This is a genomic window from Bacillus pseudomycoides DSM 12442, from assembly GCF_000161455.1.
Classification (GTDB): Bacteria; Bacillota; Bacilli; order Bacillales; family Bacillaceae_G; genus Bacillus_A; species Bacillus_A pseudomycoides.
The window spans coordinates 4,332,820-4,353,730 of the sequence record NZ_CM000745.1 but is presented as its reverse complement, the minus strand read 5'-3'; the positions used below and the strand labels follow the sequence as shown (position 1 = coordinate 4,353,730).

24 protein-coding genes and 1 tRNA gene are annotated in these 20,911 nt (G+C 38.8%); 8 read left to right on the top strand and 17 right to left on the bottom strand.

Features of this window, described 5'->3' with window-relative positions; all coding sequences use genetic code 11:
- Window positions 1–8: 8 nt before the first annotated feature.
- From gpmI to BPMYX0001_RS22220, 8 genes are all read right to left on the bottom strand, one after another.
- Window positions 9–1,538: a 2,3-bisphosphoglycerate-independent phosphoglycerate mutase gene (gene gpmI, locus BPMYX0001_RS22255; protein ID WP_018783332.1), complete on the bottom strand. Its 1,530-nt coding sequence runs from the start codon at window positions 1,536–1,538 to the stop codon at window positions 9–11.
- Entirely contained in the window at window positions 1,535–2,290 is a 756-nt protein-coding gene (gene tpiA, locus BPMYX0001_RS22250) for a triose-phosphate isomerase (RefSeq protein ID WP_003201936.1), read from the bottom strand. The genes gpmI and tpiA overlap by 4 nt, the downstream gene beginning before the upstream one ends.
- A gap of 32 nt (window positions 2,291–2,322) precedes the next feature.
- Window positions 2,323–3,507 (bottom strand): phosphoglycerate kinase, encoded by a 1,185-nt coding sequence (locus BPMYX0001_RS22245; protein WP_006096527.1) that lies wholly within the window; start codon window positions 3,505–3,507, stop codon window positions 2,323–2,325.
- Between the two features lie 136 nt (window positions 3,508–3,643).
- Window positions 3,644–4,648 carry a type I glyceraldehyde-3-phosphate dehydrogenase gene (gene gap / locus BPMYX0001_RS22240; RefSeq protein WP_006096526.1) on the bottom strand — a complete coding sequence of 335 codons (1,005 nt, stop codon included), beginning with the start codon at window positions 4,646–4,648 and terminating at the stop codon, window positions 3,644–3,646.
- Between the two features lie 26 nt (window positions 4,649–4,674).
- Window positions 4,675–5,703 (bottom strand): gapA transcriptional regulator CggR, encoded by a 1,029-nt coding sequence (cggR, locus tag BPMYX0001_RS22235; protein WP_018783330.1) that lies wholly within the window; start codon window positions 5,701–5,703, stop codon window positions 4,675–4,677.
- 135 nt (window positions 5,704–5,838) lie between these two features.
- Window positions 5,839–6,084: a glutaredoxin family protein gene (locus BPMYX0001_RS22230; protein ID WP_018765089.1), complete on the bottom strand. Its 246-nt coding sequence runs from the start codon at window positions 6,082–6,084 to the stop codon at window positions 5,839–5,841.
- A gap of 9 nt (window positions 6,085–6,093) precedes the next feature.
- Entirely contained in the window at window positions 6,094–7,395 is a 1,302-nt protein-coding gene (rpoN, locus tag BPMYX0001_RS22225) for an RNA polymerase factor sigma-54 (RefSeq protein WP_033799229.1), read from the bottom strand.
- Window positions 7,396–7,847: 452 nt separating this feature from the next.
- A tRNA-Arg gene (locus BPMYX0001_RS22220) sits at window positions 7,848–7,923 on the bottom strand.
- Window positions 7,924–8,105: 182 nt separating this feature from the next.
- Between BPMYX0001_RS22220 and BPMYX0001_RS22215 the strand changes: the two genes are divergently transcribed.
- The 8 genes from BPMYX0001_RS22215 (at window position 8,106) to clpP (ending at window position 12,737) form a co-directional block, all read left to right on the top strand.
- Complete coding sequence (locus tag BPMYX0001_RS22215; RefSeq protein ID WP_003201925.1) at window positions 8,106–8,312, top strand: DUF1657 domain-containing protein; 207 nt, start codon at window positions 8,106–8,108, stop codon at window positions 8,310–8,312.
- Between the two features lie 115 nt (window positions 8,313–8,427).
- Complete coding sequence (locus BPMYX0001_RS22210; protein ID WP_018765091.1) at window positions 8,428–8,916, top strand: YhcN/YlaJ family sporulation lipoprotein; 489 nt, start codon at window positions 8,428–8,430, stop codon at window positions 8,914–8,916.
- A gap of 34 nt (window positions 8,917–8,950) precedes the next feature.
- Window positions 8,951–9,427 carry a stage V sporulation protein AC gene (gene spoVAC / locus BPMYX0001_RS22205; protein WP_003201921.1) on the top strand — a complete coding sequence of 159 codons (477 nt, stop codon included), beginning with the start codon at window positions 8,951–8,953 and terminating at the stop codon, window positions 9,425–9,427.
- Window positions 9,428–10,444: a stage V sporulation protein AD gene (gene spoVAD / locus BPMYX0001_RS22200; RefSeq protein ID WP_003201920.1), complete on the top strand. Its 1,017-nt coding sequence runs from the start codon at window positions 9,428–9,430 to the stop codon at window positions 10,442–10,444.
- The gene (gene spoVAE / locus BPMYX0001_RS22195) at window positions 10,441–10,791 is read left to right on the top strand and encodes a stage V sporulation protein AE (RefSeq protein ID WP_016112492.1); all 351 of its coding nucleotides are present in this window, start codon (window positions 10,441–10,443) and stop codon (window positions 10,789–10,791) included. Before spoVAD ends, spoVAE begins: the two co-directional genes overlap by 4 nt.
- An 11-nt stretch (window positions 10,792–10,802) precedes the next feature.
- A complete protein-coding gene (locus tag BPMYX0001_RS22190; RefSeq protein ID WP_003201916.1) occupies window positions 10,803–11,009 on the top strand; it encodes a DUF1657 domain-containing protein in 207 nt (68 codons plus the stop codon).
- Between the two features lie 20 nt (window positions 11,010–11,029).
- Window positions 11,030–11,905 (top strand): DUF421 domain-containing protein, encoded by an 876-nt coding sequence (locus tag BPMYX0001_RS22185; RefSeq protein ID WP_006096523.1) that lies wholly within the window; start codon window positions 11,030–11,032, stop codon window positions 11,903–11,905.
- Between the two features lie 250 nt (window positions 11,906–12,155).
- Complete coding sequence (gene clpP / locus BPMYX0001_RS22180) at window positions 12,156–12,737, top strand: ATP-dependent Clp endopeptidase proteolytic subunit ClpP (RefSeq protein WP_001049163.1); 582 nt, start codon at window positions 12,156–12,158, stop codon at window positions 12,735–12,737.
- Between the two features lie 282 nt (window positions 12,738–13,019).
- Here clpP and BPMYX0001_RS22175 read toward each other — a convergent pair whose 3' ends face one another.
- The 9 genes from BPMYX0001_RS22175 to BPMYX0001_RS22135 all read right to left on the bottom strand — a co-directional run bounded on the left by BPMYX0001_RS22175 (window position 13,020) and on the right by BPMYX0001_RS22135 (window position 20,775).
- Entirely contained in the window at window positions 13,020–13,277 is a 258-nt protein-coding gene (locus BPMYX0001_RS22175; RefSeq protein ID WP_006096515.1) for an HPr family phosphocarrier protein, read from the bottom strand.
- 23 nt (window positions 13,278–13,300) lie between these two features.
- Window positions 13,301–14,251: a DNA-binding protein WhiA gene (gene whiA, locus BPMYX0001_RS22170; RefSeq protein WP_006096514.1), complete on the bottom strand. Its 951-nt coding sequence runs from the start codon at window positions 14,249–14,251 to the stop codon at window positions 13,301–13,303.
- An 87-nt stretch (window positions 14,252–14,338) separates the two neighbouring features.
- Window positions 14,339–15,292, bottom strand: coding sequence for a gluconeogenesis factor YvcK family protein (locus tag BPMYX0001_RS22165; RefSeq protein ID WP_003201891.1), 954 nt, complete (start codon window positions 15,290–15,292; stop codon window positions 14,339–14,341).
- A gap of 3 nt (window positions 15,293–15,295) precedes the next feature.
- Window positions 15,296–16,177: an RNase adapter RapZ gene (rapZ, locus tag BPMYX0001_RS22160; RefSeq protein WP_003201889.1), complete on the bottom strand. Its 882-nt coding sequence runs from the start codon at window positions 16,175–16,177 to the stop codon at window positions 15,296–15,298.
- Window positions 16,178–16,197: 20 nt separating this feature from the next.
- Entirely contained in the window at window positions 16,198–16,656 is a 459-nt protein-coding gene (locus BPMYX0001_RS22155; RefSeq protein WP_001190078.1) for an NUDIX hydrolase, read from the bottom strand.
- A gap of 243 nt (window positions 16,657–16,899) precedes the next feature.
- Window positions 16,900–17,601, bottom strand: a complete 702-nt coding sequence (locus BPMYX0001_RS22150; protein WP_018783320.1) for a LutC/YkgG family protein — start codon at window positions 17,599–17,601, stop codon at window positions 16,900–16,902.
- Window positions 17,582–19,009: a LutB/LldF family L-lactate oxidation iron-sulfur protein gene (locus tag BPMYX0001_RS22145; RefSeq protein ID WP_006096511.1), complete on the bottom strand. Its 1,428-nt coding sequence runs from the start codon at window positions 19,007–19,009 to the stop codon at window positions 17,582–17,584. The genes BPMYX0001_RS22150 and BPMYX0001_RS22145 overlap by 20 nt, the downstream gene beginning before the upstream one ends.
- A 16-nt stretch (window positions 19,010–19,025) precedes the next feature.
- Entirely contained in the window at window positions 19,026–19,751 is a 726-nt protein-coding gene (locus tag BPMYX0001_RS22140; protein ID WP_003201880.1) for a (Fe-S)-binding protein, read from the bottom strand.
- A gap of 214 nt (window positions 19,752–19,965) precedes the next feature.
- The gene (locus BPMYX0001_RS22135) at window positions 19,966–20,775 is read right to left on the bottom strand and encodes a DUF368 domain-containing protein (RefSeq protein ID WP_006096510.1); all 810 of its coding nucleotides are present in this window, start codon (window positions 20,773–20,775) and stop codon (window positions 19,966–19,968) included.
- Window positions 20,776–20,911: the final 136 nt, after the last annotated feature.

Genomic DNA, 20,911 nt, shown 5'->3' with positions numbered 1-20,911 from the left:
CAATTTAATTATTTAATAATTGTTTTACCTGTCATTTCTTTCGGTTGTTCAACATTTAGAAGTGTAAGCATTGTTGGAGCGATATCTCCTAAGATGCCATCTTCACGTAATTCAACATCATTTTTCGTAACGATGAAAGGAACCGGGTTCGTTGTATGAGCTGTCATTGGCCCACCGTCAGGAGTTAACTCTTGATCAGCATTACCATGGTCAGCAGTAATAAGTGCTACACCATCTTTTGCAAGAATCGCTTCTACAACTTTTCCTAAACATTCGTCAGTTGCTTCTACTGCTTTAATTGTTGGTTCCATCATCCCAGAATGGCCAACCATATCACAGTTTGCAAAGTTAAGAATGATAACATCATGTTTATCATTTTCGATTTCATTTACTAAAGCGTCGGTTACTTCGTAAATGCTCATTTCAGGTTTCAAGTCATAAGTTGCAACCTTAGGTGAGTTAATTAAGATACGCTCTTCTCCTGGGAATTCAGCCTCACGACCACCGCTAAAGAAGAATGTAACGTGCGGATACTTTTCAGTTTCCGCGATGCGAAGTTGTTTTAATCCCGCTTGCGCAACAACTTCACCTAATGTGTTATCAAGGTTCATTGGCTTGAATGCCACGTAACCATCTACTGTTTCACTAAAGTGTGTCATACAAACGAATTCTGGAATGTGAGGTACTTTTTCACCACGATCGAACTCACGGAAGTCTTCATTTGTAAATACACGTGCAATTTGAATTGCGCGGTCTGGACGGAAGTTATAGAAGATAACTGCATCATCATCATTGATTGTTGCAACTGGCGTTTCATCTTCATTAACAATTACAGATGGCAATACGAATTCATCATAGATACCATTTGCATAAGAGTCCTCTACGCATTCATGTGCTGATTTATAAGTAGGTCCTTCGCCATTCACCATAGCACGGTAACATTTTTCAACGCGATCCCAACGCTTGTCACGGTCCATGGAGTAATAACGACCAGAGATTGTTGCGAATTGACCTACTCCTGTTTCTTTAATTACTTCATTTGTTGCATCGATATAACCTTTTGCTGTTTGTGGTCCAACATCGCGGCCATCTAAGAATGCATGGATGTATACTTTCTCCACGCCTTCTTTTGCTGCTAAGCGAAGAAGAGCAAACATATGGTTCATGTGACTGTGCACACCACCATCAGAAAGTAAACCGAATAAATGAAGAGCTGTACCTTTTTCTTTTACGCTTTTAATTGCATTTTGGAATGTTTCGTTCTTATCGAACTCACCTTCACGAATTGCAACGTTCACACGTGTTAAGCTTTGATATACTACGCGGCCAGCACCGATATTTAAGTGACCAACCTCAGAGTTACCCATTTGACCTTCTGGAAGACCCACTGCCTCGCCACATGCTGTAAGCGTTGTGTGAGGGAACTTGTTCCAGTAACCATCAAAATTAGGTTTCTTAGCTTGTGCTACAGCATTCCCGTAAGTTTCTTCACGTAGTCCGAAACCGTCAAGAATGATTAAAGCTGTTGGCTTTCTCATTTTACCGCCCCCAGAAGACCTAAGAAGGAAGCAGGCTCTAAGCTAGCACCGCCAACTAAAGCGCCGTCGATGTCAGATTGTGCCATGTATTCTTTAATGTTTTCTGGTTTTACGCTACCGCCGTATTGAATACGAACAGCTTCTGCAGCTGCTGGAGAAACAGCTTCTGCAACAACTTTACGGATGTGCGCACATACTTCGTTTGCATCTGCAGAAGAAGAAGATTTGCCTGTACCGATCGCCCAAATTGGCTCATATGCGATAACAGTAGCTTTCACTTGCTCTTCTGTTAAACCTGCAAGTGCTTTTGTCACTTGACCTGCTACTAGATCAAATGTTTTTCCGCTTTCGCGCTCTTCTAAAGTTTCACCACAGCAAACGATTGGTGTTAAACCATGTTCAAATGCTGCAAGAGTCTTTTTGTTTACTGTTTCGTCTGTTTCAGCAAACATTTCACGACGCTCAGAGTGGCCAAGTACTACGTAGCTCACTTTTAAGTCGCTAAGTGCTACTGGGCTAATTTCGCCAGTGAATGCACCATTTTTTTCGAAGTGCATGTTTTGTGCACCTACTTTTAAGTCCGTTCCTTCAGTTGCCGCTACTAAGCGCTCTAAGAAAAGAGCTGGAGAGCAAACTACTGCATCAACAGCTGAAGCTGCTGGGATTTGACCTTTTACTTCCTCTACGAAGCTAACTGCTTCAGATAAAGTTTTATTCATTTTCCAGTTACCTGCGATAATTGGTTTACGCATGCTTTGCACCGTCCTTTTTCTTTGGCTGCTACTTATTTGTCGTTAAGACAAACTACACCTGGAAGTTCTTTACCTTCCATAAATTCTAATGACGCACCGCCGCCAGTAGAAATGTGGCTCATTTTGTCAGCCATACCGAATTTTTCAACAGCTGCTGCAGAGTCACCACCGCCGATAACAGAGTATGTACCTTCTGCATCTGCTAATGCTTGTCCTACTGCTTTTGTACCTTCTGCAAATGGAGTCATTTCAAATACACCCATTGGTCCGTTCCATACAACAAGCTTAGAGTTTTTAATTACATCAGCATAAATTTCACTTGTTTTCGGTCCGATATCCACGCCTTCCCAAGTTTCAGGAATTGCATCGATACCTACAACTTTTGTTGTTGCAGTTTCAGAGAACTCTTCTGTAATTACAACATCAACTGGCATATAGAAGTTTACGCCCTTTTCTTTTGCAAGTTCCATAAACTCTTTTGCTAAGTCAATTTTGTCATTTTCACATAGAGATTGTCCGATTTCATGTCCTAATGCTTTTACGAATGTGTAAGCAAGGCCACCACCGATAATTAGGTTATCTACTTTGTCTAATAGATGACGAATTACACCGATTTTATCTTTTACTTTCGCACCACCGATGATTGCTGTAAATGGGCGTTCTGGGTTAGAAAGTGCTTTACCTAATACTTCTAACTCTTTTTCCATTAGGAAACCAGATACTGCTGGTAGGTAGTCTGCAATACCTGCAGTAGAAGCATGAGCACGGTGAGCTGCACCGAATGCATCGTTAACGAAAAGATCAGCAAGAGCTGCAAATTCTTTCGCAAGTTCTGCATCGTTCTTTTCTTCGCCCGCATAGAAACGTACGTTTTCAAGAACTAATACGTCGCCTTCGTTCATTGCTGCAACCATTTCTTGTACAGCTGGTCCGAATGCTTCGTCCGCTTTTTTCACATCTTTACCAAGAAGCTCACCTAAACGTGCAGCTACTGGAGTAAGACGCATTTCTTCTACTACTTGGCCTTTTGGACGACCTAAGTGACTTGCTAAAATAACTTTCGCACCTTGCTCTACTAAATATTGAATTGTAGGAAGAGCTGCACGAATACGAGTCTCGTCTGTAACTTTGCCATCTTTCATAGGTACGTTGAAGTCAACGCGGCAAAATACTCGTTTACCTTTTAAATCTACGTCACGAATTGATTTTTTGTTCATTGGATTTCCCTCCGACTAGTTAGGATTGACAAAACCCATTCAAAAGCTTATCACATTTGCTTCTAAAACGAAAGAAGAGAGAGAGGGAACAAACCCTCTCCCTCGTTTTGTCATTGATAACTTATAAACTTAAGAATTAAAGACCTTTAGAAGTCATGTATGCAGCTAAGTCTACTACACGGTTAGAGTAACCAGTTTCGTTATCGTACCAAGAAAGTACTTTAACCATGTTACCTTCCATTACCATTGTAGATAATGCATCGATTGTAGAAGAGTTTGTGCATCCGTTATAGTCGATAGATACTAATGGCTCTTCGCTGTATCCAAGGATACCTTTTAATTCGCCTTCAGCAGCTGCTTTGAATGCTGCATTGATTTCTTCCACTGTTACTTCTTTGTCAAGTTCAACAACTAAGTCAACAAGAGAAACGTTAGCAGTTGGAACACGTACTGCGCCACCGTTTAATTTACCTTTAAGTTCTGGTAATACTAATGCTACAGCTTTAGCTGCACCAGTAGATGTTGGGATCATGTTTTCAGCTGCTGCACGAGCACGACGTAAATCTTTGTGTGGTAAGTCTAAGATTTGTTGGTCGTTAGTGTAAGAGTGAATTGTTGTCATCATTCCGCGTTTTACGCCGAATTTTTCGTTTAATACTTTAGCGAATGGAGCTAAGCAGTTTGTAGTACAAGAAGCGTTAGATACTACGTTGTGGCTAGCTGCATCGTATTGTTCGTGGTTAACACCCATAACAACAGTGATATCTTCGTCAGAAGCTGGTGCAGAGATGATAACTTTTTTAACTGATCCACCTAAGTGTTTTTCAGCGTCTGCTTTCTTAGTGAAACGTCCAGTAGATTCTACTACGATTTCTACTCCGTAGTCGCTCCATGGTAATTGAGCTGGGTCACGCTCAGCGATAACTTTAATTTCTTTACCATTAACAACGATGCTGCTTTCGTTAGCAGATACTTCTGCATTTAAAGTTCCGTGAACTGTGTCATATTTTAAAAGGTGAGCTAAAGTTTTAGCGTCTGTTAAGTCGTTGATTGCTACTACTTCTACCTCTGGGTTGTTAAGAGCTGCGCGGAATACGTTACGTCCGATACGTCCAAATCCATTAATACCAATTTTAGTCATTTAAATTTCCTCCTTGGGGGATTATATTAAAGGGTAATACCCTTTGTTAATTGTTTCGCTGCACCTTCATCTGTAATTAGAATCGAAGTGTGCCCTTGTTTAATTACAGCCTGTATTGCTTTTGCTTTTGAAGATCCTCCAGCGACTGCAACAACGTGAGATACATGATGTAAATCTTTTAGCTGCATACCTACTGTTTGTACTTTATGAACGACATTACCTTGTTCATTGAAGTAATAACCGAAAGCTTCGCCGACTGCTTCACTTGCTTTAATTTTCATCCAATCTGCTTCTGAAGTATTTCTGCGCCGTGCCATTGTTAACGCATCACCAATTCCATGAATGACGATATTGGAAGATCGAATCAACTCAAGAACTTCTTTCACAGAAGGCTCTGTCACAATAGACGCATATGCTTCGCTACTTACATGGTCTGGAACATACAATAAGCGATAATTACTCATCGTATTTTGTGCCATCTTCGCACAAATGGTATTGGCCTCTAATTCGACACCTTCTCCAATTCCACCACGCGCTGGGACAAATAGCATATGTAAATCTTTGCAATCTAGTTGCATCATGTCCGCAGCAGCAGCTAGCGTTGTTCCTCCAGCCACAGCAACGATATTATTCGCTGTCAGATGGTCTTTTATACAAGTCACACAAGCACGGCCCATCTCCAGTTTGACCCAGGGTGATTCATCACTATCACCAGGGACAACGAAAACTTCATCCAAGTCTAATGTTTCCTTAAGTTGTTTTTCTAAAACCTTTAACCCGGAAATTTCTTTCATAAAGTCTTCCAAAGCAAGAACCACAGTTGTTCCTTCTTCTGTTAAAGTCATTCCAGAAGAGGCGACGTGAACTAAGTTTTGTTCTTTCAAAACTTGTACTTCACTTCGCAATACTCGTTCTGTCATACCAAGACTTGCAGATAAATTTCTTCTGCCAATCGGCTGCATGAGACGAATGTGCTGAAGAATTTGCATTCTCGTTTGCATAACAGGTAGCAGATCAGGTAATAATTTTTTTGTATTTTGAATCCATGAGCGCATATCTTTTCTCCTCACTGCATCGGTTCATTTTCCCTCGTGGTCACTTCGTGTCCCGTAGTGACATTTTATGTCCCACTAGGTTTAAAAAAATAATCCCTGCTACGTTTATTATTGTAACAGGAGATAGAAACTTATTCAACTCTTAACTGCATTCTTTATATAGTTTATTATGACATCTTTGTGAATGACACCGCATTCCGCCTGTTTTCCGTCAATTTCCACAACAGGAATCATAATTTGATACTTTTCTAAAAGCTCATCATCTTCATATATATCTATTTCCTCGATTTCAAAAGAATATTCATGTTGCACTTCTTTCAACAGCTGTTTTGCCTTCTCACAAAGGCCACAATCCGTTTTCGTATATAAAACAACCTTCATCTTCTTCACCTATCCAATTGTTTTTCGAAGAGAAGAAGCAGGAATATTCATTTGTTCTCGATATTTCGCAACCGTTCTTCTTGAAATAACGATTTCATGCTCTTCTTCTAACAATTTTGAAATTTTTTGATCTGAAAGTGGTTTTTTCTTGTTTTCTTTTTCTACAAGCGCTTGCATCAATTGTTTAACACGCTTTGTAGAAACAGCCTCATCTTCTGTTGTAACCACTGCGTTACTAAAAAATGACTTCATTTCAAACAATCCGTGCGGCGTTTGTACATATTTATTACGGGTAGCACGGCTAATTGTAGATTCATGTACACTTAGTTCTTCAGCTACTTCTTTTAAGGAGAGTGGTTTTAAGTACTCTGGCCCCTGCCAAAAGAAATCACGTTGTTTCTTCATAATGATTTCCATCACTTGCAAAAGCGTTTGTTTCCGTTGCTTTAAACTGCGCATAATCCACTGCACATGCTGATACTTCTCAGATACATAAGAAGCAACCTCACTTTCACTATTATGAAGAAGTGCACTATACTCTGAATGAATTTCAATCCTTGGCATGTTACGTTCATTCATTTGTAAAACGAGACGATCGCCGTCTTTTTTAACAGCCATATCAGGAACAATATAAAGCGGTTTTTCAGAGCTAAACGCAAGCCCTGGTTTTGGCTGAAGCGATGTAATACAATCAACAGCTGATTGTAATTCTTCATTATTACATTTCATAACATGGATAAGTTTCCGCCAATCTTTCTTAACAAAATACACGAAATGTTCATCCACAATCATTTCTGCCAGCTCATCTCGTTTTTGTAAGCGCTTCAATTGAAGTGATAGACACTCCTGAATATTACGCGCTCCCACCCCTGCTGGCTCTAATGACTGGACAAGCTCCATAGAACAGTCCACTACATCAATATGTGCTGCAAGTAGTTCTGCTAATTCTTCATTGGTTTCTTGTAAATAACCATTCTCATCCATGTTCATAATGATGAAAGAAGCTGCTTTTCGCTGCTCTTCATCTATTTTATAATACTGTATTTGATCTAATAAGTGTTGCTGAATCGTTGTCGAATCCACACTGTAAATTTCCATTTGATTATTAACTTGTTTGCCTGTACTTTTACTTGAGCTCTTTTTCTTCTCCCTCTCAAAGCCGCCTAACTCAATAAGGGGATTCTCTAACGATTGCTCATACAAAAACTCCGATAATTCCTGCACATTATATTGGAGCATTGTAATCGCTTGTCTTAACTCTTGTGTCATGGCCAAACGTAAGCTTTGTTCTTGTAAAAGACTTGCCTTCAATCTAATCTCCCCCTTGTTTCTATTGTACAATAAGTTTCCTAAAAGGAGAATCCTGCGCAGATACCCATTCCAAATATTATTAATTTATATGTATTAATGAAATTTACATCTTACAACTGAAAAATGGATAATATTGAAAGAAAACAATAAAAAATATATATAAATACAAGTTGAAGAACTGACATAAAACCTTTATTTTTTGAGCGGAAGAGAGGATCCGCTCAAAAAAGAAGCGGTCAGTGCCTAGCCCCGTGCCAAGTGAAAACAAAGAGAGAGACCAAATGCAGGTCACCTTTTGTTCTTCATAACGGCGACTGATACGCTTGAAAATCAAAATGAATATATAACAATCATTTTTTATAACCACATACTAATAGTAAATCTTATGAACAGATATAACAAGAAGGAAATAAAAAAGTCCTAACCTACAAATGTAAGTTAAGACTTTTTGACGCGCCCAGAGGGATTCGAACCCCCGGCAGACGTGGTACCGGAAACCACCGCTCTATCCGACTGAGCTATGGGCGCATAAACGATATATTGGTAATTATATCTTCTTATGTCAATGTACGCAACTACTATCATATAAAAAAGCTCTCCTCACTATTTCTTCAAAAACAAATCGTCAATCCTAAATTTGGTAATTATATTTTTGGGGCTACTCACAAATTATAATCATTGAATTCATATTCTTAAGGAGGCTTCATTCAATGACTGTAATTACAAAATTAAAACAAACTGTTTCTGGATTAAAAAGTGCGCAAGCAAGCTTAGAGGGGTTCGCTCTTGATACGGACAACCAACAAGCAAAACAACTTTTCCAAACAGCTGCACAACAAACACAATCTATTATTGATTCTTTAAACCCACGTGTTGATGAAGTTCAGCAAGAAGAGCCTCAATACGGACAACAATAAGTGAAAGTACTATACCATCTCATGGCACTCACTTTTTGAGAAACAGAAAAAGGATGATTCCATATCATCCTTTTTCACTCAGATTACATAAAGCAATAGAAATGGAATGATCGTAATGCGAAAACTTGGAATCATAACCGCGTTATTCGTACTACTACTCAGCTCATTTACCGGCTGTGGTAGTAGTCCATTAGATAAAAAAGTAAAAAAAGAAGAAGCGAAACGAACAGAGGAAAAGAATGGTCCAAAGTTAACGAAGATGAGTACAGAATCCTTTAATCAGTCTATCTCTCAAGAAGCAAAGAAGAAAGTACTTGCTATGGAGGAAATAATAAAAGCCACAGCCGTTAACTCCAACTTAGATCTTTACATAGCTGTCAAACCAGAGCATCACGAAAGATTCGGTTTAAAACCTCTGCGCACCAAAATCAAAAAACAATTGAGCGATGAGTATCCTACTTTCAATATTCAAGTAAGTACAGATCGAAAAATTTTCATGCTATTAGATAACCTGGAGAACAAAATTAAGAAAAAAGAAGTAAACAAGGATCAGATCAAAAAGCAATTAAAACTCATTCAATCAGAAGTGAAATCCGATACGTAATTGTACGTTTTCTAAAAGAAAAGGAAGGATCCAAATGTCCAGTAAAGACAAAAATTTAACACCTGTACAACAGGAATATAAAAAATTTGCACAACAGCGCGAACCGAAACGGCCTGTTTTAAAAAATTGTATAAAAGCTTTTTTTGTTGGCGGTCTTATCTGTTTTATCGGCCAACTCATCTCTACCTTTTATATCACCTATTTCGATTTCACTGAAAGGTCTGCAGGAAACCCAACAGTAGCGACACTCATTTTCATCTCTATGTTGCTAACTGGATTCGGTGTGTATGACCGTCTTGGACAATTTGCTGGCGCTGGTACAGCCGTACCGGTTACTGGTTTTGGCAATTCTGTTATCGCCGCATGCATCGAACACCGAACGGAAGGCTTTGTCCTTGGGGTAGGTGGCAACATGTTTAAATTAGCAGGATCCGTTATTTTATTTGGTGTATTTTCTGCTTTCGTAATCGCTCTTATTAAAACCATTCTTGTTCAATGGGGAGGCTTGTAAATGTTACAAGGACACCGAACATGGGTATTTGAAAACAAACCAGTTATCATCTCAACAGGTGTAGTCGGTGGGCCATTTGAAGCAAAAGGAAAAATCCCTGAAGACTTTGATACTCTTCATGAAGATTTATGGCTCGGACAAGATTCTTATGAAAAGGCGCATAAAATTTTATTTGAAGAAGCTTGTAGCCGTGCAACGGAAAAAGCAAGACTTCGTAAAGAAGATATTCAATTTGTACTCGCCGGAGACTTAATTAACCAAATTACACCTTCAAGCTTTGCTTGTCGTACACTTGGCACTCCTTATCTTGGATTATTTGGTGCTTGCTCTACTTCTATGGAAGGCCTTGCTCTCGGTGCAAGCATTGTAAATGCAAAAGGTGCAAAATATTTATTAACAGGTTCATCAAGTCATAATACAGCCGTGGAAAAACAATTCCGCTATCCAACTGAATACGGCGGTCAAAAACCACCTACCGCTCAATGGACCGTAACTGGTGCTGGTGCTGCGCTTTTAAGTAGTACAGGAGATGGACCGCGTGTGACATCCGCAACAATTGGACGGATTGTTGATATGGGCTTAACTGACCCCTTTAACATGGGAGGCGCGATGGCTCCAGCTGCTGTCGATACAATCGAAGCACATTTACGCGATATGCAAATTGATGCATCTCACTATGATTTAATCGTAACGGGCGACCTAGGTCATGTCGGACGTGAAATTTCCTATGATTTACTGCATAAGCACGGAACAAAAGTAAAGAGCGAGCAATTTCAAGATTGTGGATTGCTCATTTATCGGGAAGGCCAACCCGTATTAGCTGGTGGAAGCGGGGCAGGTTGTTCAGCAACAGTCGTATACGGACATTTATTAAACCGAATGAAGAAGGGTGAGTTCAAAAGGATGCTTGTCGTAGCGACCGGCGCTTTATTGTCTCCTCTTACATTTCAACAAGAAGAAACCATTCCGTGCATCGCCCATGCCGTATCGATTGAATTTGGAGGTGTAGAGCAATGATATTTTTCTGGGCTTTTGTCATCGGTGGACTCATCTGCGTAATCGGGCAGCTTATGTTTGATGTCGGTAAGCTCACGCCCGCTCACACAATGGCAACACTTGTTGTTGCTGGTGCTATATTAGATGGATTTAATTTATATGAACCACTAATCGATTTTGCCGGAGCTGGGGCAACCGTTCCGATTACAAGTTTCGGAAACGCCCTTGTTCATGGAGCAATGGCAGAAGCGGCAAAGCACGGGATTGTCGGCGTTATAACAGGTATGTTTAAAGTAACAAGTGCTGGTATCTCCGCAGCCATTATATTCGGATTTATCGGCGCATTACTATTTAAACCAAAAGGATAAGAGGTGTTCCCATGACCGTTGTTGCTAGTGTAAAAACATGTCTCGCTAGTTTAAAAGGTGCACAAGCAAGTTTAAGTACCCTTTCACAAGACGCGGCTGACGAAGAAGCAAAACGCGTTTTCCATGAATGTATGTTAGAAATGGATAGTGTTATTGCTGATTTAAAGAACAGAATTTCGATGTTAGAACGGGAAGAACCACAATATAAAGGATTTTAGGCAAACTGGAGGGAATTTATATGCCTCACATTCACATACCAGAATGGCCACTTGTCATTATACGTTCTTTATGTATCTTGATTATTTTATTCGCTATCACAAAATGGCTTGGAAAAAGACAAATCTCTCAGCTTTCTTTTTTCGAATACATAGCCGGTATGACAATTGGTGATATCGCTGCTGAAGTATCGACTGGGCTAGAACAAAACTTTTTCCACGGTGTTTCCAGTATACTTGTTTTTGCGATCGTACCTTTTTTCGCTGGACTTGCTTCTTTAAAAAACAAAACAGTAAGAGACTTCTTTGAGGGAAAATCTACTGTTTTTATAAAAGATGGAAAAGTACTCGAAGATAATTTGAAAAAGGAAAAATATACAAGCGATGAATTACTCGAACTCCTTCGTAAAAAAGATGTATTCAACATAGCTGATGTTGAATTTGCTGTATTAGAGCCAAATGGCGAATTAAACGTCTTATTGAAAAAGGATAGACAACCACTAACCGCAAAAGACATCGGACTAAAAGTGCCGAACGAAAAGGAAACACATACAGTAATTATGGATGGCAATGTACTAGATGAACCACTTTCAGCTAGCGGTCATAATCGCGCTTGGCTTCACATGGAGTTAGAGAAGATTGGAGTTGTAATAGAAAATGTCTTTCTTGGACAAATCGACTCTTACGGACAACTTACTGTCGACATCTATAATGACAAAATCCAAATGCCTTCGCCTCAAAATAAGCCATTGCTATTAGCTTCTTTAAAAAAATGTCATGCTGATCTTGAATTATTTTCTTTAGAAACAAAATCGAAATCAGCAAGTCAAATGTATAGCAAAAATGCAAAACAAATCGAACATGTTTTAAATAAAGTAACCTACCTCTTAAAAGAATAGGAAACAAAAGGACGCTTCTACGAAAAAGGCGTTCTTTTGTTTTTTGCGAATACTATACTTCTCCTATTACGTTTAAATTTATATAATTCGGTTATGATGTTGAAGATACATAAGCAGGGAATTCCAAAAACATAGCGAATAAATCATGATACAACTACATATTTTTTTGATTTAAAGTGGTTTCGTTTGACCTTTATTGACCATAATTGTATTATAAGACTAAGAAAGCTTTCAAAGGAGGAAATAACAGATGAATTTAATTCCTACAGTAATTGAACAAACAAATCGTGGAGAACGCGCTTACGATATTTACTCTCGACTATTAAAAGACCGCATCATTATGCTTGGTAGCGCAATTGATGACAACGTAGCAAACTCAATCGTTTCCCAGCTTTTATTCCTGGAATCTCAGGATCCAGAAAAAGATATTCACATCTACATCAACAGTCCTGGCGGTTCTATCACAGCAGGTATGGCAATTTACGATACAATGCAGTTTATTAAACCACAAGTATCAACAATTTGTATCGGTATGGCAGCATCTATGGGTGCTTTCCTACTTGCAGCAGGTGAAAAAGGAAAACGTTATGCACTTCCAAACAGTGAAGTAATGATTCACCAACCACTTGGCGGAGCACAAGGTCAAGCGACTGAAATCGAAATCGCTGCAAAACGTATCCTATTCTTACGTGAAAAATTAAACCAAATTCTTGCTGATCGCACAGGTCAACCATTAGAAGTTCTACAACGTGACACAGACCGCGACAACTTCATGACAGCAGAAAGAGCACTAGAATACGGCTTAATCGATAAAATCTTTACAAATCGTTAATATACTTAAAAGCGGAAGCGGCTCGTTTAGAACAGGAGGGCGTTGGAATCCCTGATTCCGAGGCGCTTTTTGCCTCGAATGAAGGGGTGAAACGACCGACTGTTCTAGCCGCTGGAGCTGGATATCACTAAAAGCGGAAGCGGCTCGTTTAGAATCGCAACCCAAAAAGGCTATCGTCACGCGCGATAGCCTTTTTTATATCGACCATTTCTCACCATATATCAGCGATTCGACACAACAAATTGACCCAACCAAAAAAGCTATCGCTACATGCGATAGCTTTTACTGTTTATTTTGCACATAAGCAGCCAACGCTTCTAAAGCAGCTTCTGCATCTGACCCTTCTGTTATAATCGTTACGTTACTGCCAGATCCAATCGCTAAGCTCATAATTCCCATTATGCTCTTCGCATTGACTGTTTTACCATCTTTCTCAATGAAAATATCAGCATGAAAACGATTCGCCTCTTGTACAAACAACGCAGCCGGACGTGCTTGCAAGCCGTTTTTTAATGCAACCTCAACCTGTTTTTGAACCATAGCTCCATTTCTCCCCTTTACCGTTATTTTTTTGCTACCGGTTCCCCCGCGCGTAATTTCTCTGCAATTTCATCGATTTTACGCAAGCGATGATTGATACCTGATTTACTGATTTTCCCCCCAGATACCATCTCGCCTAATTCTTTCAATGTTACATCTTGATAATTAATACGTAATTGTGCAATCTCGCGCAGTTTATCTGGCAAGACATCCATTCCCACCGTCTCATCAATGTAACGAATATTTTCGATTTGCCTTAAAGCAGCACCAATTGTTTTATTTAAATTAGCTGTTTCGCAATTCACTAAACGATTGACCGAATTACGCATATCACGAACAATACGAATATCTTCAAATCTTAACAACGCATTATGTGCACCAATAATGTTTAAGAACTCCGTAATTTTCTCCGCTTCTTTTAAATACGTAATATACCCTTTACGCCTTTCCAACGTCTTACTATTTAAATCAAATCCGTTCATCAGTTCACATATAGAATCATTATGTTCCTTGTATAGCGAAAAGACCTCTAAGTGATAAGATGATGTTTCTGGGTTATTTACTGAACCACCTGCTAAAAATGCACCTCTTAAATACGATCGTTTACAGCATTTCTTTTCAATCAATTCCTGCGAGATATTGCGAATAAATGAAAAGTCTTCTCTTACAATATGCAAATCCGCTAATATTTCACGTGATTTTTCAACAAGCCGAACGATATATACATTATTTTTCTTAAGTCGCATCTTTTTACGAACAAGTAATTCTACCGTTACGTCATATCCTTTTTTCAGCAATGTGTAAATTCTTCTGGCAATTGCTGCATTTTCTGTTTGAATATCAATCGAAAGACGACGGTTTGAAAAAGAAAGTGATCCGTTCATTCGAAGCAATGCTGATAACTCCGCTTTCTCACAGCACTCCTTCATCTCAAGCTTTGTCAGCTCTTTCTTTGTTTCTGATGCAAATGACACAGCCCCACCTCCTTATACGATATTTGGGAACAACAATTTTGTCCTATATGAATGAGTAGCGTTATCTCATAAAGAGATAACGCATGCTTATAACAACGAATATAAAATAGAAGCTAGTTTTAATGTATCATGTCTTACAACTTGATCATCATACTTTGCTAATTCATCTTGAATTAAACGAATCTTACTTTCAGCAAAACGATCTTCATCAACTACAACAGGTTCAGACAGCTCTTTTGCATACAGTTTACGTAATTCAGCAGGAATATCATGATTATTTACAATCGCTGTATCGATGAAAGGTGCTCCAAGATGATCATGCAAAGCTTGCACATGATCAAATGCTGTATACCCCATCGTTTCACCGGCTTGTGTCATGACATTACATACATATACCTTTTTCGCCTTTGCAGTAAGAACAGCGTCCCCGATTTTTTTCACGATTAAATTCGGTAAGATACTTGTATACAAACTACCAGGACCAAAAACAAGCAAATCAGCCCGCTGAATCTCCATCAATGTCTCAGACAGTGGTTCTACATCACCCGGTGTTAAAAACACACGATTAATCTTTTTCCCAAAATACGGGATTTTCGATTCACCTGTTACAATTTGCCCATCTTCCAGTTCTGCATGAAGCACAACACTTTGGTTGGCCGCTGGTAAAACACGCCCTCTTACATTTAACACCTTACTCGTTTCTGTAATAGCATGGAAAAAGTCTCCTGTAATCGACGTCATCCCAGCTAGCAATAAATTACCTAATGCATGACCCGTTAAACCTTCTCCGGATGTAAAACGATGTTGAAATAAAGCTTCCACAAGCGGCTCTACATCTGATAACGCAACAAGTACGTTACGAATGTCGCCTGGTGGTGGAATTTCTAACTCATCACGCAATCTACCTGAACTGCCACCATCATCAGCTACTGTAACAACTGCTGTAATATCAACAGGATATTTCTTCAATCCTCTTAATAAAACAGATAGTCCAGTTCCTCCTCCCATGATGACAATTTTAGGTTTTCTCTCTTTTTTCATCCCCTAATGGCCCTTTCTCTTCTCCACATCACGATGAGATACATGAACGATATATTCTGGTTTCAAATGTTTTCCAAGGTATTCTGCAAGCGTAACAGAACGATGTTGCCCACCTGTACATCCAATTGCAATTACAAGTTGACTCTTACCTTCTCTTTTATAATGAGGAAGCATGAAAGTAATGAGATCCGTCAGCTTTTCTAAAAATTTATGTGTTTCATTAAATTTGAGCACATATGACGAAACTTCTTCATCCAGTCCTGTTAAAGGCTTCATCTGTGGAATATAATATGGATTTGGTAAAAAACGAACATCAAATACTAAATCAGCATCAATCGGAATACCGTACTTAAATCCAAATGACATCACATTTACACGAAACGCTTGCTCATTTTCTGTTGAAAACAGATGAACAATTTTCTCGCGCAATTCTTTCGGTTTTAACTCAGACGTATCGAGTACAATATTAGCTCTTGCCTTCATGTCTGTTAATAAATCACGCTCTGCCTCAATCCCTTTTAACGGCAAACCAGTCGGCGCAAGCGGATGCGAACGTCTCGTTTCTTTGTAACGCGTTACAAGCGTGCTATCTTTCGCATCTAAAAATAAAATATGAGGAATGATCCAAGTGCGTTCTGATAAATCATCAAGCGCTCCCCATAAATGTTCAAAAAATTCGCGGCCACGTAAATCAATACCAAGTGCCACTTTATTCATTTTCCCTTTCGAGTCTGCCATAAGTTCAACAAACTTCGGCAATAACATCGGTGGTAAGTTATCTACACAAAAATATCCTAAATCTTCAAAACTTTGTAAGGCTACTGTTTTTCCTGCACCGGACATTCCTGTAATAATTACCATTTTAATATCATTATTCGCTGTCATTGTATCCCCTCCTTGACGGTTTAGCTCGGATCCAATCGATATGAAAGTAATTCAAAATCTGGTGTATATACAAACGTACCGTAGATTATTCCATTTCCTTTAATTAAATAATCAATAATGTGATAATCTCCTGGTGCCATTGCTAACTCATCAATTTTATCAAATGTATGCCAGCCAATGATGCCTTCTTCGCTTTCCAATTTGTTTTCTCCTGCAAAATCTGTCGCTAAAAAGGAGAACATCATCCATTCAGAAACAACTTTATCACCTTCTTGAATGACAAAAGTGAAGACCCCCTTTAACGCTGGGTTCTTTAAATAAATACCTGTTTCTTCACGATATTCGCGAACAACGGAATCTCTTACTGTTTCACCGCGTTCCATTTTCCCGCCCGGTGCAACCCACCAGTTCCGACGAGGTTTTTGTAATAGGAGAACTTCATTATCTTTGATTAACACACAGTTTGTTACTCTTTGCATGTTTCTTCACCTCAGCTACTTATGATGAATTTCTTCATCACATACTCATTTCATTATACTATCAAAAACACTTTGTCACAATGAAGGAGCTCCCGGCCTAAAGAAACAAAAAAGCGATGGAAATTAATTCCCATCGCTTTTGGATTACAAAATAGAATCCCTCACAATTGGCATATCTTATACGCAATATACAAAGATCAAGTCAAATCTTTTAACTCATTATTTGGTAAGAGACGTAAATCCTTATTGATCATCCACAATAATATACGCTGTTCTGATTGGCCCATGTACACCTACGACGAGATTCATTTCAATATCTGCACTATTTGACGGACCAGAAACGAAATTCACACAAGCTGGCAATTTGTCTCCCGCTTTATTTTGATGGTGAATGACTTTTGTAGCCTGGGTTAACCTTGGCACAATCGTACTTTTAGGAACAATTGCAATATATGACTCAGGAAGAAGACTAACGTGCCTTCCTTTTAATCCATCATTAAATAGAACAACGGTTCCTGATTCAGCAAGAGCGATATCACTGAACGTAATGCCAAGGTCAGCAGCTTTCGCAAATTCTATGTTCTCTTCTTTATGATCTAAGCCCCACTTACGAAAATGCATTGTACCTTCATTGCTTAAAAATTGACTGAGACCATATTCCTCAAACCGTTCATCATTAGAATACACAGCAGATTGAATATTCCATTCTGTGAGAAAAGATTGTAATGTTTCAACAAGCCTGGCCTTTGTTGTTCGCTTAACTTGTGTATGGATTACCTCGCATTGCTCTATTAATTTCAATACAAGTTCATCTTGTGTTAATCCGTCAAAAACAGTCCACTGCGGAGAAAAAGACCAGTTCGGTTTTTTTACTGCTTCCGGACGTTTTCTGCCAAGCTTTTCTGATAATTGGAATAAAAATTCCTCACGATTTTGGATGGCCATTATCGTTCTCCTTTTCACGTTTTTTAAACCAATCTCTAAACGGTTGTTTTTCTGGAACTGGAAAATCTCTCGCATCCGTCCAAGCTTTTAACGGACCGATTCCACGTTCGATCTTGTCCCCTTTTGTAAGAGGCTTTAATGCATACGGAGCGGTCTTTGCAGCAAGAGAAAATAATCTGGAGCTATTCACCGCTTTTTCAAAACCTTTCATAGCAACGTTCCAAGCCACAGGTGATTGTTTCGCTTCTTCTACAATGTGGCGGCGATGTTTAATTAATAAATCGTGTAACGGTATTTTCACTGGACACGCTTCTGTACAAGCTCCACAAAGGCTAGATGCATAAGGTAAATCTTTGTATTCATCATATCCTCCTAAAAGTGGTGTCAACACAGCTCCAATCGGTCCTGGATAAATGGAGCCATACGCATGTCCACCGATATGCCGATATATGGGACATACATTAGCCGCACAGCGAATGCACTGAAGGATACTTTGAAATTCTGTTCCTGAAATATTAGAACGACCATTATCAACAATGACTAAATGAAATTCCTCAGGTCCGTCTGTCCCACCGGGCTCGGTTAATCCTGTAATATAACTGGTTAACTTTTGTCCTACAGAACTTCGGCATAGAAGTGTTACTAATACATCAAGCTCTTCCCATGTTGGAACAATACGTTCCATTCCCATAACTGTAATTAACGTTTTCGGAAGCGTCGTGGTAAGTCTTGCATTTCCTTCGTTTGCCACGATAGAAATAGACCCAGACTCTGCAACAGCAAAGTTACATCCTGTCACCCCTACATCCGCTGTAAAAAAATCATCACGCAAATAATCCCTTACAAACCTCGCCATTTCCGTAGGATCAGATGTTCCAGTATAATCTAACTTTGTTTTAAATATTTCACAAATGTGTTCTTTATCCTTATGAAGACACGGAACAACAATATGTGATGGAGGATCGTGGTCGTTCACTTGCAGAATAAATTCGGCAAGGTCCGTTTCTAACACTTCTCCTCCAGCCTCTTCAATCGCTTCATTTAAACTAATCTCTTCCGTTACCATAGATTTTGATTTCACAATTTTTTTCGCGTTTTTCTTTTTTACAATCCCTTTTACATATTCCCTTGCGTCTTCTGCAGTCTTTGCAAAATAAACAAAACCACCATTTTTCTCAATATTTTCACTCAGTTGATACAAATAATAATCAAGGTTTTCTAATGTATGCTTTCGAATTTCTTCCCCTAAAGCTCGCCATTCCTCCCAATTCCCAAGACTCTCAGTAGCTTTTAATTTCTTGCCTCTAAGACCATCTTGCGCTTTCCTGACAGCCTGTCTCATGAATTGATCCCCTATACCTGTTTCAGCACGCTTATGAAAAGGATCATTCCCAATTTTCATTCCCATCTTTATATCCCCCCTCTTATTTTCGATCTTCATTTAATACTTGAGCAATATGCTTTACATCAATTGGATAACCATTGCGTGTTAAACGTCCTTTTATATTCATTAAGCAGCTACAATCCATCCCGATTAACAGTTCTGCACCGGTTTCCATAATATGCTTTACTTTTTCATCGACCATTTGCTCAGAGATTTCTGGCATTTTCACTGAGAATGTGCCCCCAAATCCACAGCAATCATAATTATGTGGTAACGAAACAACTTCCAGTCCCTTTACACATTTTAATAATTTTTGCGGCGGTTCCTTAATCCCCATTAATCGGCTCATATGGCAAGATGTATGAACCGTTGCTTTTTTATGAAGCTCCGCACCTAAGTCTTCTTTCCCTAATACTTCAACAAGAAACTGTGTGAATTCATATGTTTTATTTGCAAGTTCAGTAGCTTTTTTCTTCCACTCTGCTTCACTTTCAGAAAATAAACTAGAAAACTCGTGAACCATCATAGCGCAAGATCCTGATGGCGCTACAACATATTCCGAATTAGCAAAAGCTTTAATCATATGTTTTGCAGCTGTTTTTGTTTCTTTATGATAACCACTATTATAAGCAGGCTGTCCGCAGCAGGTTTGGTCTTTAGGGAAATCAACTTCACACCCTAAATCTTCAAGAATTTCCACGACATCTTTTCCTACTTCTGGATAAAAAACATCTGCAACACAAGTGATAAATATTGACACTTTCATATTTGACACCCCCAAATAAAGTAAAGTAGCCCGTCATGAATTGTACTTTTACAGGTGGTTTACTTTCCTACCAAATGTTAAGAGGCAAGATAAAGCAGAAAAGTAAGCTCAAGTAACTTTTTCACCAAAACGATCGCTTTCGTATATTCTTGGTAAAAAATACAAAAAATATAAATACAAATAACAAAAAAAGTGATTGAGAGCTATCTCTCAATCACTTTTTCTTACTAAAATACGATACAATCGCAAACCCTAAAATAAACGTAATAATAGAACTTACAATCGACATACCACCGGCTGGAATCCCAGGAAATACTACTGCAATCGATCCGATGACAAGCCCAATAATTGCAGCGAATGTTGCACTTTTAAAATGTGCTAATAAGTAGCTAATCCCTTTACTACTCACCACAAATCCAACCATAACACCTGCACCAGTGACTGCAATTAGCGGTAGGTTTAATGTTGTTAATGCATTAATCGCTGTTGGATATACACCAATGATTAATAAAATAAATGATCCGCTAATCCCTGGAAGTAGCATAGCCATACTCGCCATCCATCCTGCCAAAAATAGCCCAATTGTATTTAAAATTGTTAACGTAGTAATTGGATCTGCCGCTTTATCTGGCTTAAAGAATGCTGTTACAGCTACAAGAGCCGCTGCAACGATTAGTATAACAATATGTCCTGCTTTAAATGTTTCCTTTGCATTCGCTTCCTTCATTAACATTGGTAAAATACTTAAAATTAAACCAAGGAAGAAAAACTGTGTTGGCTCATAATGATATTCCAGCAAATACTTAATCACATGACTTAATGTTAAAAGTGCCACCGCCACACCAGCAGCAAGCGGAATTAAAAAGCCTAAATGTTTTTTCCATTCACGACTAAAGAATCCACTAATTGCCGCAAGCAATCTTTCATAAATCCCTAGTACAACAGCAATTGTCCCGCCGCTCACACCAGGAATTAAATCACTAACTCCCATACAAAAACCGCGATATATATTACGCCATTCCATACTGAATAAACTCCTCATTTCCCATAATCATTTTTTTCGTAAATTCTAGTATAACAATAACTACTTGTGCGTCCCATGAGAAATTTGACAAATATTTTACATTCCAAACGAAAAATAAAGAAAGCTACCTTCTATA

Coding starts and splice junctions, on each gene's coding strand:
- gpmI (WP_018783332.1), bottom strand. CDS start 1,538: ATGAGAAAGCCAACAGCTTTAATCATTCTTGACGGTTTCGGACTACGT.
- tpiA (WP_003201936.1), bottom strand. CDS start 2,290: ATGCGTAAACCAATTATCGCAGGTAACTGGAAAATGAATAAAACTTTA.
- BPMYX0001_RS22245 (WP_006096527.1), bottom strand. CDS start 3,507: ATGAACAAAAAATCAATTCGTGACGTAGATTTAAAAGGTAAACGAGTA.
- gap (WP_006096526.1), bottom strand. CDS start 4,648: ATGACTAAAATTGGTATTAATGGATTTGGACGTATCGGACGTAACGTA.
- cggR (WP_018783330.1), bottom strand. CDS start 5,703: ATGCGCTCATGGATTCAAAATACAAAAAAATTATTACCTGATCTGCTA.
- BPMYX0001_RS22230 (WP_018765089.1), bottom strand. CDS start 6,084: ATGAAGGTTGTTTTATATACGAAAACGGATTGTGGCCTTTGTGAGAAG.
- BPMYX0001_RS22215 (WP_003201925.1), top strand. CDS start 8,106: ATGACTGTAATTACAAAATTAAAACAAACTGTTTCTGGATTAAAAAGT.
- BPMYX0001_RS22210 (WP_018765091.1), top strand. CDS start 8,428: ATGCGAAAACTTGGAATCATAACCGCGTTATTCGTACTACTACTCAGC.
- spoVAC (WP_003201921.1), top strand. CDS start 8,951: ATGTCCAGTAAAGACAAAAATTTAACACCTGTACAACAGGAATATAAA.
- spoVAD (WP_003201920.1), top strand. CDS start 9,428: ATGTTACAAGGACACCGAACATGGGTATTTGAAAACAAACCAGTTATC.
- spoVAE (WP_016112492.1), top strand. CDS start 10,441: ATGATATTTTTCTGGGCTTTTGTCATCGGTGGACTCATCTGCGTAATC.
- BPMYX0001_RS22190 (WP_003201916.1), top strand. CDS start 10,803: ATGACCGTTGTTGCTAGTGTAAAAACATGTCTCGCTAGTTTAAAAGGT.
- BPMYX0001_RS22185 (WP_006096523.1), top strand. CDS start 11,030: ATGCCTCACATTCACATACCAGAATGGCCACTTGTCATTATACGTTCT.
- clpP (WP_001049163.1), top strand. CDS start 12,156: ATGAATTTAATTCCTACAGTAATTGAACAAACAAATCGTGGAGAACGC.
- BPMYX0001_RS22175 (WP_006096515.1), bottom strand. CDS start 13,277: ATGGTTCAAAAACAGGTTGAGGTTGCATTAAAAAACGGCTTGCAAGCA.
- BPMYX0001_RS22165 (WP_003201891.1), bottom strand. CDS start 15,292: ATGAAAAAAGAGAGAAAACCTAAAATTGTCATCATGGGAGGAGGAACT.
- rapZ (WP_003201889.1), bottom strand. CDS start 16,177: ATGACAGCGAATAATGATATTAAAATGGTAATTATTACAGGAATGTCC.
- BPMYX0001_RS22155 (WP_001190078.1), bottom strand. CDS start 16,656: ATGCAAAGAGTAACAAACTGTGTGTTAATCAAAGATAATGAAGTTCTC.
- BPMYX0001_RS22150 (WP_018783320.1), bottom strand. CDS start 17,601: ATGGCCATCCAAAATCGTGAGGAATTTTTATTCCAATTATCAGAAAAG.
- BPMYX0001_RS22145 (WP_006096511.1), bottom strand. CDS start 19,009: ATGGGAATGAAAATTGGGAATGATCCTTTTCATAAGCGTGCTGAAACA.
- BPMYX0001_RS22140 (WP_003201880.1), bottom strand. CDS start 19,751: ATGAAAGTGTCAATATTTATCACTTGTGTTGCAGATGTTTTTTATCCA.
- BPMYX0001_RS22135 (WP_006096510.1), bottom strand. CDS start 20,775: ATGGAATGGCGTAATATATATCGCGGTTTTTGTATGGGAGTTAGTGAT.